Source organism: Vibrio rhodolitus, from assembly GCF_003350325.1.
GTDB classification, from domain to species: Bacteria; Pseudomonadota; Gammaproteobacteria; order Enterobacterales; family Vibrionaceae; genus Vibrio; species Vibrio rhodolitus.
Window position 1 is genome coordinate 100,756 of sequence record NZ_QLYZ01000006.1, and the last position, 16,289, is coordinate 117,044.

Here is a 16,289-nt window from a genome sequence, read left to right on the forward strand (position 1 = left end):
GTAGTGCTACTCGCGCATGATTTTATCTGTCATGTATGAACAGTAACCACACATATCAGACTCAGAAATTTCCTCAGGAGGAATATTGCCACCACACCGTATGCATGACGAAGCTGCTGTAAAGCCACATATTGAACAGATACCCTCTTCTATCAAGTAAGTACCTTGATAACATGATGGGCAATCTACCGTAGGAACATCGTTACCATCAGTATGAGCTAAATAAAAGTCAGCAGCAAAATACTCCGCTAGAGCCTTATCCGACAATTCTTCGTAATGTTCTGAATGTCCGCATGAACGACACTTAAAGTTGGCTTCCAAAGCTTCTACATCAGTATATTGAGCTTCAATTAATCCAGAACCACACTCTTGGCATTGATACTTTTTGAAAGCGTCTAAGATAGTACCTGAAACATACGTCAGCGTTTCTAGGGATAGTTCACAAGCTGCCTTTTCTTGCTCGTAAACTTCGTTTACCTCGACCATTACTTTCCAATATTCTTCACCCAATAGTTCTTTTGGATCTGTATTAAGTTGCTCGGCAATGAAGTTACGAATGATAATAAAAGAATCAGAAACTAACTGTTGAACGGATTCGTGATTCATAGTGCTATAGTAATGCTCAATATCATTTCTATACTTGTTAATTCGTTCTAGTCTTTGCCAATCAACTTTTATGCCCAGAGACTTAAACCTATCTTTAATATTTTGAACATCAACAGTCTTTTTACCTTGACCAATCCAATTTACAGCGCCAGTTGCGTCAATTGCTGGTAATACTTTTTGTTTGATTAAAGCTTCATCCGAATCTTCAGGGCTAAGTTCACAAAGACGATATTTAAATAAAAGCAATATTCCAGCAAATATGTTTCTAGTAGAAGATATTATTCTTCGCTTATCATCTGACTCAAAGTCTTCTAACCCAATGGCTATTGAATCTACTGCATTTTTTAAGATACTCATAAGCCTCCTTGTACCGCTAACGCTTTATAAATGGACTTTGTCCATGCTTATATTCCACCTATGTTGCTACCAATCGTTTCGGGGCAGAATTGAGCTAGCTACGGCAGCTAGCTCTGTGCATTTCCACTTTATGCTGCTTCACTTAATCTCAAGCTTTCATAGTAATCCTCAGCTAAAGCAGTCATTTTAAATTCGGCTTCTATTCCAGCTATCTTTTCTACGGCTTCTTGGATGGATGCAAGGTCGACATTAAAGAACTCTTTACGAAGGTTTACAGCGTTTACACGCTTAGAATTGAATTCGCGGTGTAGTGCTGTTTCAAGAGCTGGAGCATCATCCGTGTAAATCATGGCATGTACGTCAAATGGGAACGGTACACTTGCATCACCTAGTTCTTTAACCCTGTCCATAGGCTCTAGGCGGCGAGTAAGACCGATTTTGTAAACATCTTCACCAAACGATCCGATATTGCTAATCACGTAGATATGCCCTTTACGGGTTTGCTCTGCCATACTCTTAGCTCGCTGTTCTTTGGCTTCAGCTTCAGCAAGTTGTTGCTCGAGGATTGCGATGCGTTGTTCCATTTCAGAGCGGTCTTGATCAGTAGCCTTAGCAAGCTCTCGCTGTGCTTTATCAAGAAGATTACGGTACATTTTTTCTTCTTTCTCTGCATCTGCAATTGCTTTTTCAAACTCTTTTATTGCTCGTTGCTCTTCACGGATCTGCTCTTTAATAAGCTTCTGCTCAGCGACTTCTTCCTGTTTTTTAAGTGTATATTGGTATTGAAGCTTACACTCTTCGAACTTAAGTTCGATGTAATCTATATCGAATCCGCATTCTAATGTCGCTGCTGACTTTTCTAGTGTATTGGCAAGCTTTTCTATACGTTCTAGAGTGCGCCCAAACGAACTTGGAGACACTTTGCCGATAAGTAGGTCACATTCAATATTAAAAGCAGTAAGCATGAGCTTAATCTGACCATTTAGAATTTTATTATTGAATGACTTGTCGTTAGATATAACCGTCGACTCTGGGAAAGTAATCGCGGTTTTGTCTTTGATCATGTCTTTTTGTTGCTGTCTAACATCCTTGATCTCTTCAGCAAATCGAGTCGATGTCTCGTACAGGTACTGCGGCATTTCAAAATGACCATGAGCAGTGTATTCATCAAGTCTTGAATATAAATCGATATCGCCCATTAACTCCTCTAGATCAAGTTCGCCTTTATCAATGCTGGAGTTAAGCTCGTCCAATGTTGATTTGGCGGAATCCAAAAGTGCTTTTTGCTCCTGAATACTTTGTTTTAGTGCGTCATCTTGTCCTTTCAAAGCCTGGAGTTCGGCAGTTTCTTCATTGACTTTTTCGAGTTCTCGTTTTGCCGTTTCATTGGCAGCAATTATTGATTCTCGGCTTATACATGCAGAATCGTATTCTTCTTTTGTTTTTGTTAGAGCTTCATCTAGTGACTTGAATTGCTCTATTTTCTTATCGGCTGATCGTTTAGTTAGAATGTAAGTTAATACGACAGCTACTAATGAAAAGCCTGCCAACATCAGTAAATTATTATCCATTGATTACTTTAGGACCTCTTGTATGAATTGCTTCCTTAATGCTGCTCGCTCTTCGCATCTATCCTGATACTCCTCTGCGGCGCTAGCTACTGCGTCTTTAAAAGCCTGTTTTGCTGCTGACTTCTTTAGCCTTACTTGCCTCTGTAATTCACGCTGCGCTTCCCGTTCTCCTCTCTCGTGCTCTCTTACTGCCTGAGCATGCGCTCGCTCACGAGCTTTTTGCCTGCGTTGGGATTCACGAGCAGCTTGCTTGTTGGCTCGATCTATAGCCTTAACAACCTTTAAAGCGGTTCGTAAACCACTACCTCGTCTAGCCAAGGGGTTCCTCCTTTGAAGTGGTGTAATTCTGACTTTCGGATGCTAGCACAATCAAATATGTGCAACTGGTAGATATATCAAACAGATGGAATATTTTTAGGTGTTGCAAGGGGGAAGTGATTACTTTTAGTAGGGTAAATGCCGGTTGCCTCACTCTTATAAAGTACAGGCTCTAAACGATTCGGGGGCAAAACCAAGTTAGAACAACTTCGGTTTCAGAGAAGCCTTTCGAACAACTAAAGATAAACACCACTCTAGGTAAAAATTCAGGAAGAATTTTAAGGTTTTCGGCGTCGGGAACGCCTAAAACCGACCGGACAACGCCCGCGAGCAAAAGCGCTTTTCTGATTACTCTTTGGCAAGGCAAAGAGTAATTGGACCGCGTGCAGCAAGGGGAAAGAGATCGGCAGAGTATTAAGCGGGACATACCTGCATAAGCGCTAAAAGGATCTACTCCACATCAATAAAGTAAGTCGATTGCGACGATGGATTCAAATAATGGTACTGATCTAGAGTTAACTCTCGGTCATTCAATACTTTATTAATGCTTAACCCAAACTCACCAATATTGATAATCGCCGCTTGGTCTCGCGGTACATTTTGGTCATACACCAAAATAAATGGGCTGAGGCGATTCTCTTGGTTGGTAGATACCACCACACCAATCTGCTGATCAGAGAGTTCAACTAACGTCCCTGGCGGATAAACCCCAACCACTCGAATCAGTGCCATGATGTCTTGCACATCATGTTGGTCGCGGCACTTATTGTATAAGTACGTGAGCGCATCATGCGGGCAACTCTTGCTTTCTATTCCATTACATAGGTTATCGTAGGCATTGGCTAAAATAAGGATGCGCGATAGCTGATGAATCTCATCCTTGCGCAAGCCTTTCGGGTAACCTGAACCGTCATTCCTTTCGTGGTGCTGCCCAATCAGTTTGAGCGCTGCTTCAGGAAATTTAGGGATTTTGGCGCTAATTTGTAGGCTCTTGTCTAAATGGGAGTGAAGGCGTTTTATCTCACTGGCTTCGGTTGGTTCTGGCGTCGAGAGTAGGCTCAAGGGCAATTGAGTTTTACCAATATCATGGTATAAACCGGAAAAAGCGACCAACTGGCACTGCTTTGGGGTAAAGCCCTTAGCTTGGCAAATTAATACCGATAGCAGAGAAACATTTAGCGAATGGTAATGTAGCCGACTGTAACCCACCGAATCGTTCATTAGGTGAATCGCACTGCCACTCTCACTGCTAATGTTCTTGTAGATAAAGCTGACAATCGCCAACGCGTTACTAATCGTGGGGCTTTGGTTGGATTTATCCAACTCAAAGATCTCTTGCACGTCGTTGAGTGTATTGGCGAAGGCTTCTTTAGAGCGGTGGATACGCTCTTCAATTGCCGCTAATTGCTGGCGACCTTCTTGCTTTTTTGACCACATCTCATCGAGCGCTTGGCTAGCGATCGGCGCAAGCTCGCTTTCCGTTTCAGCAGCGATGACGTTTGCTGCCTCTTCTGTGTCAACTGGCGAATCAAATACGTCACTTTTTAGCGCATTGATTGTGACGCTGTTTAAACCAAGCTGCTTGATAATCGCGAGCTGTTCATTGGTTTTGATTTTAAAAGCGTTGAGTAAGAAAGGATGTTTTCCCCAACTCAGCGGGAGATGTACATAATGTCCAATCTGCAATTGCTTTATGTCTAGTCTTACTTTCATATTCTTTTCAAATCAAAAACTAACAACAGGTTTGCCGCTCGCTTTAAGCGAGTTTTAGCGGCTGGTATTCTTGCCGCCATTAATGCCTTGTATTCAAGCTTTTGGCAAGGTGAGAGTTTTGAATAAGTGATGTTTCTATCTCAATCTGGCGCAGTTTGTAAATTTGTTTGGCGAGACGAACCATGCTGGCGTCAATACAGGCGCAAAACCCCGATTGGATAGGGATAGTAATTTGCTAGAAAAGGCGCATAATCTCGCTATACAACATACAAAGAAGAAATGACTTATGACTGATTTTCAATACTATTTTCATCAACTGCCTTGCTACAACTGTACTAAAACGACCGTAAGCACTGATCTTGGTTGGTTAACTCCAGCGATGAAAGAAGATGTCTTAGCGCAAGTGGCAGCAATTATTGAGCAAGGTAACGTAGAGGCAGATCTGTCAGTTAATGTAACTTGTACAAAAGAAGAAGCTCGCGACTACCTATTGCTGAACTTCTACGGCTACTCAGAAGAAGAGCTAGCAAATGATGTCGAAGCGGAAGATGAGCAAGAAGTGGCGGATGAAATCGCTGAGTTACTGACAGAAGGTAACGATAAAGCCGTATTTGAGCATGAAATTGCGCTACAAAGCTGCAGTGATTGTGGTGTTGAGGAAGAGTAACTCCGCACTGAGTCTTTTTTGAGACTTATCAAGGCGAGTTTGAAATTGGACGTTAACCGGAGGGTTCTGGTTAACGTCTTTTTTTGATTGTTAGTTGGTATGGGCTGTATGTCCCGCTGATGACTTTGGTGCTTTTCTTGAGTTTTGTGTGAGCGGTCCAATTACTCTTTGTCTTGGCTAAGGTTCCGAGGATGGAGTAATCAGAAAGGCGCTTTATTTTCTTGGGTGTTGTCCGGTCGGTTTTAAGCGTTCCCGACGCTGAAAACCTTAAAATTCGTCCTGAATTTTTCCCTAGTGATTAGGTTTCTTTAGGGATCGCAAGTGGCTTTGGGCTTAAAGTTTGTCTTCCTAGTCGATTCGAGCATCTTTTCTTCAAATTTAGATGCTTATTTACTGGCCATCTGGATATATCACCCAAAAAAAGTGGTGCAATCACACCACCTTAAACAGTCTGTTTCACTGGGTTTAGATAGTTAGCCTAAAGCCGCTAGAATTGCTTCTGCTTTGCTGACTTCAAACTCTTTTGGTGCTTCGACATTAAGGGTGGTGACCACGCCGTTTTCGATGATCATCGCGTAGCGCTGTGAACGAATGCCGCCAAAGGTTGCGGTATCCATCTCTAAGCCCAGCGCCTTGGTAAAGCTGCCATCACCATCAGCGAGCATGGCAATTTCTTCGGCGTTTTGTGTTTCGCCCCACGCTTTCATAACAAACGCATCGTTAACGCTGACACACGCAATCATATCTACGCCTTTGGCTTTTAGCTGGTCGGCTAATACCACATAGCCAGGTAAATGCGCTTCTGAGCAGGTTGGGGTAAACGCGCCAGGTACGGCAAATAGCACTACTTTTTTATTGGCAAACAGCTCGCCAGTTGAGTGGTTTACCATGCCATCTTTGGTCAATTGGCTCAGGGTTGCCTCTGGCAGTGCTTGTCCTTGTTGAATCATGTTTGAATCCTTACTGTGCAAATGTCTAGTCAGTGTAGTGGCTGATAGCTTATGTAACCACCGAGAGAAAATAGGGTTAATGTTTATTAGTTAGCTGAGTAGCGTTTACGTTTTGGGTTTGCTGTTGGATCGTTTGCTGCAAAAAATCCACAAATGCTTTTGCTGCCGAAGAGAGGTAGTGACTCGACTTCCAACCAATTCCCAGTTTGAGTGGTATGGCTGGCTCAAAGGGTATCGCTCTTAGTTGCGGATCATTGGCAACCAAAACCGGCAAACAAGTACCAATGCCGATTTCTCTTTTCACCATCGATTTCAAAAGCTCAGGCAAGTTGGTTTCAAAATGAACATCAGGTTTGATTTTATGCCGATGGCAATAGCTGTTAACCGCTTCACGCAAAAAGTAGCCATTTTTAAATAGCACCAAAGGTTGCTGGCAAAACTCATCCAGTGTCACGCTTTGTCTGGTGGCAAAAGGGTGGTGGCTAGGTACGCAGGCAGAGATGTGGTCTTCGGCTAAAAAGATCCGCCGGATCTGTTCATGCTCGCGGTCACCGCGGATCAGCGCCAAATCAAGCTCACCGTTGATCAGCATTTGCTCAAGGGTCGCCGTGCCCGCTTCTTGAATTTTTATCTGGATGCCCGGGTAAGCTTTTTTGAATTTTTCAAGCGCATCAGGCAGAAAATAAGACGCCAACATCGCAGAAGCACCAAAGCTAATTGTCCCGCTGGTGAGTCCTTTTAACTCTTGCAGTTCTTTCTCTGCTTGCTCGACATCCTCCAAAATGATTTTGGCATGTCGCAGCAACACTTGCCCTTCGGCGGTTAAACTCATCTGTCGTTCAGTGCGGTTAATCAGTTTTAAGCCGGTATGTTGCTCGAGTTTTTTAATACTGGTACTCAATGCTGATTGAGCGATACCAAGCTGATCCGCCGCTTTGGTGAAATTGCCCGTCTTTGCTAACTGATGGAAATATTGCAGCCGTTTTAAGTCCATTTTGCTCACCAACCATGTTGTGATTTTGTCATGCAATCTATTTTGGTTATGGAAAGTATATATACCATATATTGTTAATATGACCATGCAAAAGTTATAGTTTTGTTAACTAAAGCGGAGGGCAAATTTGCCGTATCGCAATGACAACAAAATAACGTGAAACGCAGTTTGCCTGCTCAGCCAAATAAGGAAGTTCAACAATGAATATTGCTAAGGTTTTTAATAATAATGTAGAGGAACGTTGTGGTTTTACTGTGACAGCTCACTCAGAAAATGCACGTGTTCAAGTCGTCACTCTAAGTAAAGAAACCTTGGATACTTTCGCCGATCTTATCCAGAACTACAGCCTGCAATCACTTGAGTACAAGCCATTTCTGCGTTATGCCGTTGCTGACGCGCTAGACAAAGCGTGTGATTACCAACTTGGTCAGTTCTTAGTGGATGTGATGGAAGATCGCGAACGTGCAGCATTTCTTTTAGAGCCATCAGAAGAAGCGGCGGCACTGTATGAAGATAGCGATGCACAGCGTGATTTCTTTGTGATTCTTTCTACGGCGGTTTCACACCTTATTGGTATTCCAAACTTTGATGCGATGTATGGTAAATACTATGCGCGCTTTACGGTGAAAAATGCTGACAACAGCGATAGCTACCTACGTCAAGCGCACCGCCGTATGGAACTGCACAACGATGGCACGTATGTTGATGAGCGTACAGACTTCGTCCTAATGATGAAGATGGATGAGAAAAACATGCAAATGGGTGACTCGCTACTGCTACACGTGGATGATTGGCAAGATCTTGAGAAGTTCTACCACCACCCAATGGCGAAGCAAAACATTGTCTGGAGTGCGCCACCGAGCAAAAATGTTGGTTACAGCATTGAGCACCCAGTATTCTTTGAAGAGGACAAAAACGGTAAGCCACACATGCTGTTTATCGATCAGTTTGCTCAGCCACAAAACATGCAACAAGGTCTTTACCTCAATGCGATGAGCGAGTCATTAGAGAGTGATACGAACTGTTTTAACGTGCGTGTGCGTATTGGTAGCATGCTGGTAGTACAAAACCACTGTTGGTTGCACGGTCGCGATAAGTTCGTGGCACACGAAGGTCTTAAGCGTGAACTATTGCGTCAGCGTGGTCACTTTACTCGCTAATCAATATTGACCTGATTAACCGTTTATTATGATCAAATTGAAGTTGCAGTGGGCTGCAGCTTCGATTTGTTTGCGTTTGAGGCAATAAGTGTGTTTAGCCAATGTTGTTATCTAAGCACTTTTACCCGAGCGCTTTTATACCCAAGCTACTTTAATTGTGTTTAGTGTGACTCAGAGCTAAGCATCTTGAGGTTTCTTGGGTATAACTAAAATAATGAAAGTGAAGGAGCACCAAAGTGAACAAAATGTATGATTACGTCGTCGTCGGCGGCGGGATTGTCGGGGTGTCGACCGCGTGGCAATTGCAAAGCCGTTTTCCTGATAAATCGATTCTTTTAATTGAGAAAGAGTCGGGTTTTTCATGCCATCAAACCGGTCATAACAGTGGCGTAATTCATGCCGGTGTTTATTACGCGCCGGGCAGCCTGAAAGCTGAATTTTGCAAAGCTGGGGTAGAGGCGACCACCGCGTTTTGTGCTAAGCATGATATTCCGGTGGAGAATTGCGGTAAGCTGCTGGTGGCAACTTCTGAGCTTGAAGTCGAGCGCATGCAGGCGCTGTTTGAGCGCTGTCATCAAAATGGCTTGGATGTTGAGCTGTTGGATCAGCAGCAGCTTAAAGAGCGTGAGCCGAACATCATTGGCTTGGGCGCAATTTTTGTCTCGACGACCAGCATTGTTAACTATCGCCAAGTGACCGAAAAAATGGCACAAGAGTTTGCTGATGCAGGTGGGGTGATTTCTCTTGAAACTGAAGTGACAGGATTGAGTGAACAAGCGGACAAAGTGGTAGTCGCCGGTTTATGCCAAGGTGAAACTATCAGCTTTGATAGCCAGTTTATTGTGGTGTGTTCCGGGTTAATGGCCGATCGTATGACACGCATGATGGGCATTGAGACGGATTTCCAAATTATCCCTTATCGTGGTGAGTACTACCGCCTGCCAGCGAAATACAACGATATCGTTAATCATCTGATCTACCCAATTCCAGACCCTGATTTACCATTTTTAGGCGTGCACCTAACTCGTATGATTGATGGCTCAGTGACAGTCGGTCCTAATGCTGTGCAGGGTTGGAAGCGAGAAGGCTATGGCAAAATTAACTTTAGCCTGCGTGATGTGCTGGATATGTTTAGCTTTGCTGGTTTTTGGAAAGTTTCAGCCAAGCATTTAAAAACAGGTTTGATTGAAACCAAGAACTCGTGGTGGAAGCCGGGTTATCTAAAATTGGTTAATAAGTACTGTCCAAAAATCAAAGTGGAAGACTTGCAACCGTATCCTGCGGGGATACGTGCGCAGGCAGTGTTAAGTGACGGCACCTTAGTGCACGACTTCTTATTTGCTGAAAGTGCGCGCAGCTTACACGTCTGCAATGCCCCGTCACCTGCGGCAACCTCAGCCATTCCGATTGGCGGTTATATCTGCGATAAGATCATGCAAAAGCAGGGGATAGAAACGCCTGAAGCGGCAGCAGAGCAAGTGGCTGAAACCGCGTGATTTAACCGGTTAACTGACAAAAAACCTGAAGCTAAGCTTCAGGTTTTTTTATCGCCGTATTACTGCTAGTTATTCTTTTATCTTGCGATAATAGTCACGCATGGTTTTGATAAATAACGATCTCAATTTATTGATTGAGTTGGTTTTCTTGGTAATTGCCATGATCTCTAGATAGTAGTAGCGCTCACTCGGCGCAATCGCCACTAACTCACCTGAGTCAACATAAGGTTTGGCGTAGTTTTCAGGCAGATAACCAATGTAGCGCGAAGAAAGGATCAGCGCCAAGCGTGATTCATAGTTATACGCCGTGGCTTTAAGGTTCATTTTCGCCAAGTGGGAATTGAGCCGTTCTTGGGTTTTGATCCCCGCATAGGCAACCGGAAAACCGTTGATCACCTCGTCAGAAAGCTCTTGTTCGGAAAGCTCTGTGAGGGGGTTATCTTTGCTGGCATAGAGGTAGCAGATATCGGTATAGAAGTGCTCGTACTCCAAACCATCAAGCTCACGATGAAAAGGAATAAAGCCAATATCCGCCTCTTCTTGTAGCACTTTACGCTCAATTTCTGTCATCCGCGCGACTTCGGCAGTCAAATACACTTCTTTGGCGATATTGGCAAAGTTGCGGATCACCTCTGGCATATGCGCGCGGGTATCCAAGCTGATATTGTCGCTAAACAGCACGGTTAAGCTACCGGATGGTTGAATATCTAAGTGATTAATTGTGTTGCGAAAATCTTCAAGTTCCCCGAGTAATTTAACCGTCGCATCATACACCACAGCCCCTTCTTCGGTTAACGCAAATCCAGAGCGCCCGCGACGGCACAAAATCAGGTTTAAACGCGATTCCAGATTTGAGATATGAATACTGATCGTAGAGCGGCTCACGTTCAGTTCGGTTTCAGCAGCAGAGAAGCCACCGCAATCGGCGACGACTTTAAAAATTTTCAGTTGTTTTATTTCGTAGTCACCAATGTGACCGATGGGCACAGAATTTTTAGTCATTGTTTTAGATCCGTAAAACTTTATGTTTATCGAGGAATATTTATGTCCCTCAATCGGTTGTTATAATTTTGTTACGTTCTGGCGCTATTGTGCGCGATTTGTTTTTTTTTATCTTTGACATTGTTAATGTTTATAACAGTAGGAATGGAACTAATGGCAGATTTGGTCTTATCTCGTGGTTTTATCAATGGAGAGTGGGTTGATGCCATCGATGGCAAACAGGTTGATATTATTAACCCATCCACTGGTGAGCGAATTACTTCTGTGCCTGATATGGGTAAGGAAGAATCAGAAGCTGCTGTTGTTGCAGCCCATGCAGCTTTTCAAGAGTGGCGCACGACGACAGCCAAACATCGCGCCGTTTTGCTGAAAAAATGGTTCGATCTTATCGTAGAAAATGCTGATGCATTAGCCAAACTGCTGACAACTGAACAAGGTAAACCCTACAAAGAAGCCTATGGCGAGGTACTTTACGGCGCGTCGTTTATTGAGTGGTTTGCGGAAGAAGCGAAACGCATTTATGGCGATGTGATCCCTGCAGCCAACCCGAACAACCGTTATATGACCATCAAACAACCAATTGGTGTGGTGGCTGCGATTACTCCATGGAATTTCCCAGTCGCGATGATCACTCGTAAAGTCGGTCCAGCACTTGCGGCGGGTTGTACGGTAGTGATTAAGCCTGGCGAAGATACGCCTCTTTGTGCGCTAGCGATGGTGAAACTGGCTGAGCAAGCGGGCATTCCGAAAGGTGTGGTCAATGTGGTAACCACTTCACGCCCGGCGGTAGTTGGTGATGTTCTTTGTCGTCATCCATTGGTGCGCAAAGTCTCGTTCACAGGTTCTACTCCAGTAGGCAAATTAATCCTACGCCAAGCGGCAGATACGGTGAAAAAGGTTTCACTAGAGCTTGGCGGAAATGCACCGTTTATTGTTTTTGATGACGCTGATATTGATAAAGCAGTCTTAGGCGCGGTGATCTCAAAGTATCGCAATGCTGGTCAAACTTGCGTTTGTACAAACCGTCTTTATATCCATGATGCGATTTATGATGAGTTTATGGCGAAATACACCCAAGCGGTCAAAGCGCTTGCTGTCGGTGATGGCTTAGTCGAAGGAACCGAGATCGGTCCGCTCATTAATCAAAAAGCGTTTGAAAAGGTATCGGCTTTGGTACAAGCCGCAATCGAACAAGGTGCCACGTTGGCACTTGGTGGTGCGGGGCATGAATATGGCGCGCAGTTCTATCAACCCACCATTCTTACAGATGTCACGGAAGAGATGGATATTGCCCATCAAGAGCTGTTTGGTCCGATTTCGACGATTTTCCGTTTTAATGACGAGCAGGATGTGGTGCGCCGAGCCAACGATACGCCTTACGGTTTAGCGGCGTATTTCTACACCCGAGATCATGCGCGAGTTTGGCGTATGAGTGAGGCGCTGGAATACGGCATTTTAGGTATCAATGAAGGCATTATTTCAACCGAAGTGGCCCCGTTTGGTGGCGTGAAAGAATCGGGCAGTGGACGTGAAGGCTCGAAATATGGCATCGATGATTACCTAGAAATTAAATATTTGTGCCACGGCATTTGATTGGTAAAGAGATAACAATTTCCTTTCTTAGTTTGATATATTTTCCCTAAAGAGTCCCCTTCCAGACGTTGGGGCAATATATTTCAGCAGCACCCTCCAGTGCTGCTTTTTTTTGCCTGTAATTTCGCATAGCGCCAGTGATTTCGGGTGTTCAAAGCAATGGTTTGATGGCGATAAAACTTTAGGTAGAGAATTACGAATTTAAAGAATGTAAACAGAATGTAATTATAAGTTACACAGTGACAACGAAGGATTAATAGGTCACGAAAACTGTTACTGGCTGAGCCAGAGCAAACAGAATCACTCAAGGAGAAAGTTCATGTTTAAAACTTTAACTAAATTGAACAAGGGAAGCCTAACCAAAAAAGTTGCTGCTTGCGCGCTTGCATTATCGAGCACTTTTTTAACTGTATCTGAGGCATTTGCCGCTGAGCATAACTGGCGCTTTGTAAATTTGTACCCACGCGGTACAGCTTACGGTGAAGTGTACAAAGGTTTTGCGGAAAACATTGAAGCAATGTCGAACGGTCGCATTTCAGTGCAAGTGATGTACTCAGGTGAAGGTGTTGGGCAAACGGGTGTTCTTGGCTCGGTAAAATCAGGTCTTATTACAATGGGCGCACCTTTCCAACCAATGCATGCGGGTGAGTTCCCTGCAGGCGTTGTAGAAGTGGGTCTACCAGGCATGACAGATGATGTCGGTGAGCTCAGCGCGCTTTTCCACGAGAAAGGTTGGGGTGAGGTGCTGGAAGAAGCTTACGGCAAGCAAAACCTTGTTTGGCTTGAACCATACATCCAACTGCCAGTATACGTGCTAACCAAAGAGCCAATTAACTCAATTGAAGATTTTGAAGGCTTGAAAATCCGTGCGCCAGGCGCATACGGCAAGTTCCTACGTAACCTTGGCGCATCGCCAGCATCACTTTCTTACAGCGAGATCTACACCAGTCTCGCGACAGGCGTTATCGATGGCTCTATCGGTAGTAACATCATTGACCACCGTGACGGCAACCACGTTGAAGTAGCGAAATACATGTACCGTCTACCAATCGCTGGTGCGCAAACCCTACCTATAGTGGTTAACAAGAGTGCATGGAACAAACTACCTGATGATTTGAAAGCGATTGTTCGCGCGGCAAGTGCTGTTCACGCTCGTGAGCAAATGACGAAGTCTCGTCTTTGGGAATCTCAAGCTATCGCTGATATGGAAGCAAAAGGCATGAAGTGGAGCCCAGAGCCAAGTGCAGCTGATGCGCAGAAGTGGAACGAAGCGGCAGGCTCGCTATGGGTTGAGTATGCAGACTCTGACCAATACAGCCAGCGTCTAATCAAAATCGTGCAAGACACTCAATAACATCAATAAAACTATCGACACAATGTTTAAAACAAAGGTGATTTAACGCGAGATTGAGACTCAGATTGAATCACCAATAAAGGGGGGCGGGATCCCCCCCTTTCTCCTTTTATGCTGTTAGGGATGAAGTCTATGTTGAGTACGGTGTTAGCAACCTACTGTCGCGGCGTGAACAAGATAATCTATCTGATTGGTGTATCAGCATCGCTCTTAATGCCGATACTGGCAGCGACAGTCGCCTTTGAAGTCTTTTCTCGTTATGTACTCGGTGCACCAACCATTTGGGCATACGACGTATCACTTTTCTTATTTGGTTATATCGCTGCACTTGGCGGCGCTTTAGCCCAACAAAATAAAGCTCACATTAATGTGGATGTGCTCTATCTATCGGTCTCGGCGCGAGTACGTTCACTGTTCAATCTATTTTCTTACTCATTGGCGATTTTCTTTCTTTATGTGGTGCTGATCATGGCACTGGGTAAGTTTGAAGAAGCCGCCGAGTTTAACTACCGCCGTCAGTCTGAATGGGCTCCGTCGATGGCGCATTTCTGGGTGATGATGGTAGTCGCTTGCGGCGCGTTTATCGTCCAATTTACCAGCGATATTGTGCAAGATCTTTACTACTTGTTTACCGGTAAATCGCTGATTGAGCAGGCTCCAGAAGAGAGCGAAGAAACAGAGACATTAGTAGAACAAGCGGGGGATGTATGAGTATTGAAGTATTAACGCTGTTACTCATTGGCTGTGTTCTTGCCAGCTTTGCACTCGGTGCGCCAGTGGGGCTTGCCCTAGGCGGCATTGCGATGGGCATGGGTTATCTCACTTGGGGTGAAGGGATTTTTAACCTAGTGCCAACCACCATCGAAGGTAATTTCTTTAGCTTTATCCTGCTGGCTATCCCACTGTATATCTACATGGGGCAGCTGCTGACTCGCTCCGGTATCGGTGATGCGATGTTTAACGCTAGCCAGATGGTGATTGGTCGTATTCGCGGCTCTTTAGCAGTGAGTGTTATCGGTGTTTGTTCGATGATTGGCGCGATGGTAGGCATTATTGGTGCCGGTATTATGACCTCAGGCAGTATCGCCCTGAAACCGATGTTAGAGCGAGGTTACGATAAACGACTAGCACTTGGCGTGATCATGGCAGGTGGCGGATTGGGTATTTTGATCCCGCCTAGTATTCCGATGATCATGTATGCGGCCACCACGCAAAACTCGGTGGGGCGTATGTTCCTTGCGGCGATCATTCCGGCGTTGATCTCGATTGTGTTGCTGATGGCCTACGTCATTATCAGCTGTAAGCTCAACCCGAAAAAAGCCCCACTTGGCACGGGTAGTGAAACCAAAATGTCGGGTAAAGAGAAGTTCACCACCGCTCGTGATGGTCTGTTCTCTTTGCTGCTGATTGTCGCGGTATTGGGCAGCATTATTACTGGTATTGCAACGCCAACCGAATCCGGAGCGATTGGGGTAGTCGGCGCGATTATTCTGGCGATTTTGTTTAAGCGCTTTCGTTTTGAAATGTTCAAGTCATCGGGTTTTGAGACCGCAATGTTGGTCAGTGTCTCGATGTGGATCATTCTCGGCGCGTCGCTATTTAGTAACTTCCACATGCTAAGTGGGGTGCAAAATATGGTGGCGCAAATTACCCAAGATCTCGGATTGCCTCCGCTTGGGGTGATCATCTTGATGCAAGTCATCATGTTACTGCTCGGTTTTATCATCGACGAGCTGATCATCGTTTTGATGTGTGCGCCACTGTTTACCCCAATTGTTGTTTCGCTTGGCTACGATCCAATTTGGTTCGGCATCCTGATGATTCTAAATATCGAGATCGCGGTACAAACCCCGCCTTATGGATTTGCTCTGTTCTACCTGAAAGGTATCGCGCCTCCGGGGGTCAGTATGATGGATATTTATCGCTCAATTCTGCCGTTTATCGCTTTAAAACTGTGTGTGCTGATCATGTGCATGATGTTCCCTGAAGTGGTGATGTGGCTGCCGAATAAAGTGATGGGAGTAAATTAGTATGAGCCTGAAGCGAATTCTGATGCCAGTGGACCTTGTCTACCCAGATGTGGTGAAAAAAGAGGTCGATATGGCGCTTAAATTGATCGATGAGCAAGGCGTTATCGACATGCTCTACGTTGATGAGGCGAAAGTTCACCACAGTATGGTGCCAACCGCTTCCGGCAGTGCTTTTTCTGAGCAGCATAAAAGCGCCTTTGATAGCGTGCAAACCATGCTTGAGATGTACGTGCCCAAGCAGCACCGCGGTAAAGCGATTGTGCGCAATGGCGTGGTGTTTGATGAAGTGGTGCTGCAAGCCAAACGCTCTGAAGTGGATGCGATTGTAATGGCATCGGCTAAGCCTAAGTTGCGTTCATACTTTCTTGGCTCAAATGCCGCCAAGATTGTGCGCCATTCTCATTGCTCGGTGTTTGTCGTCAAAGATGATCCCAGTTAATTAATCTCGCGCCAAATGGCGCAAATAATCATAACCATA

Annotated in this window: 14 protein-coding genes; 8 read left to right on the plus strand and 6 right to left on the minus strand. The window is 44.8% G+C overall.

Annotated features, from left to right (window positions below; genetic code table 11):
* Positions 1 to 6 precede the first annotated feature (6 nt).
* From DPF93_RS08350 to DPF93_RS08365, 3 genes are all read right to left on the minus strand, one after another.
* The gene (locus DPF93_RS08350; RefSeq protein ID WP_114765750.1) at positions 7 to 963 is read right to left on the minus strand and encodes a hypothetical protein; all 957 of its coding nucleotides are present in this window, start codon (positions 961 to 963) and stop codon (positions 7 to 9) included.
* A gap of 128 nt (positions 964 to 1,091) precedes the next feature.
* Positions 1,092 to 2,534, minus strand: coding sequence for an SNIPE associated domain-containing protein (locus DPF93_RS08355; RefSeq protein WP_114765751.1), 1,443 nt, complete (start codon positions 2,532 to 2,534; stop codon positions 1,092 to 1,094).
* A 768-nt stretch (positions 2,535 to 3,302) separates the two neighbouring features.
* Entirely contained in the window at positions 3,303 to 4,565 is a 1,263-nt protein-coding gene (locus tag DPF93_RS08365; RefSeq protein WP_114765753.1) for a cyclic di-GMP phosphodiesterase, read from the minus strand.
* Positions 4,566 to 4,851: 286 nt separating this feature from the next.
* On the opposite strand from DPF93_RS08365, the gene DPF93_RS08370 reads away from it, so the two are divergent.
* Positions 4,852 to 5,232 (plus strand): hypothetical protein, encoded by a 381-nt coding sequence (locus DPF93_RS08370; protein WP_114765754.1) that lies wholly within the window; start codon positions 4,852 to 4,854, stop codon positions 5,230 to 5,232.
* Positions 5,233 to 5,705: 473 nt separating this feature from the next.
* Here the strand turns inward: DPF93_RS08370 and DPF93_RS08375 are convergent, their stop codons facing one another.
* Together DPF93_RS08375 and DPF93_RS08380 are read right to left on the minus strand one after the other, a co-directional pair.
* Entirely contained in the window at positions 5,706 to 6,182 is a 477-nt protein-coding gene (locus DPF93_RS08375) for a peroxiredoxin (protein ID WP_114765755.1), read from the minus strand.
* Between the two features lie 76 nt (positions 6,183 to 6,258).
* A complete protein-coding gene (locus DPF93_RS08380; protein WP_114765756.1) occupies positions 6,259 to 7,176 on the minus strand; it encodes a LysR family transcriptional regulator in 918 nt (305 codons plus the stop codon).
* A 200-nt stretch (positions 7,177 to 7,376) separates the two neighbouring features.
* Here DPF93_RS08380 and glaH point away from each other — a divergent pair, with 200 nt between their 5' ends.
* Positions 7,377 to 8,336 (plus strand): glutarate dioxygenase GlaH, encoded by a 960-nt coding sequence (gene glaH / locus DPF93_RS08385; protein ID WP_114765757.1) that lies wholly within the window; start codon positions 7,377 to 7,379, stop codon positions 8,334 to 8,336.
* 236 nt (positions 8,337 to 8,572) lie between these two features.
* A complete protein-coding gene (lhgO, locus tag DPF93_RS08390; RefSeq protein WP_114765758.1) occupies positions 8,573 to 9,832 on the plus strand; it encodes an L-2-hydroxyglutarate oxidase in 1,260 nt (419 codons plus the stop codon).
* Between the two features lie 69 nt (positions 9,833 to 9,901).
* Here the strand turns inward: lhgO and DPF93_RS08395 are convergent, their stop codons facing one another.
* A complete protein-coding gene (locus tag DPF93_RS08395; RefSeq protein WP_114765759.1) occupies positions 9,902 to 10,834 on the minus strand; it encodes a LysR family transcriptional regulator in 933 nt (310 codons plus the stop codon).
* 153 nt (positions 10,835 to 10,987) lie between these two features.
* Here DPF93_RS08395 and DPF93_RS08400 point away from each other — a divergent pair, with 153 nt between their 5' ends.
* The 5 genes from DPF93_RS08400 to DPF93_RS08420 all read left to right on the plus strand — a co-directional run bounded on the left by DPF93_RS08400 (position 10,988) and on the right by DPF93_RS08420 (position 16,250).
* Positions 10,988 to 12,427 carry an NAD-dependent succinate-semialdehyde dehydrogenase gene (locus DPF93_RS08400; protein WP_114765760.1) on the plus strand — a complete coding sequence of 480 codons (1,440 nt, stop codon included), beginning with the start codon at positions 10,988 to 10,990 and terminating at the stop codon, positions 12,425 to 12,427.
* Positions 12,428 to 12,746: 319 nt separating this feature from the next.
* Complete coding sequence (locus DPF93_RS08405) at positions 12,747 to 13,781, plus strand: TRAP transporter substrate-binding protein (protein WP_114765761.1); 1,035 nt, start codon at positions 12,747 to 12,749, stop codon at positions 13,779 to 13,781.
* 132 nt (positions 13,782 to 13,913) lie between these two features.
* The gene (locus DPF93_RS08410) at positions 13,914 to 14,492 is read left to right on the plus strand and encodes a TRAP transporter small permease subunit (protein WP_114765762.1); all 579 of its coding nucleotides are present in this window, start codon (positions 13,914 to 13,916) and stop codon (positions 14,490 to 14,492) included.
* The gene (locus DPF93_RS08415) at positions 14,489 to 15,811 is read left to right on the plus strand and encodes a TRAP transporter large permease (RefSeq protein ID WP_114765763.1); all 1,323 of its coding nucleotides are present in this window, start codon (positions 14,489 to 14,491) and stop codon (positions 15,809 to 15,811) included. Before DPF93_RS08410 ends, DPF93_RS08415 begins: the two co-directional genes overlap by 4 nt.
* A gap of 1 nt (position 15,812) precedes the next feature.
* Positions 15,813 to 16,250: a universal stress protein gene (locus DPF93_RS08420; protein ID WP_114765764.1), complete on the plus strand. Its 438-nt coding sequence runs from the start codon at positions 15,813 to 15,815 to the stop codon at positions 16,248 to 16,250.
* The last annotated feature ends 39 nt before the right edge of the window (positions 16,251 to 16,289 follow it).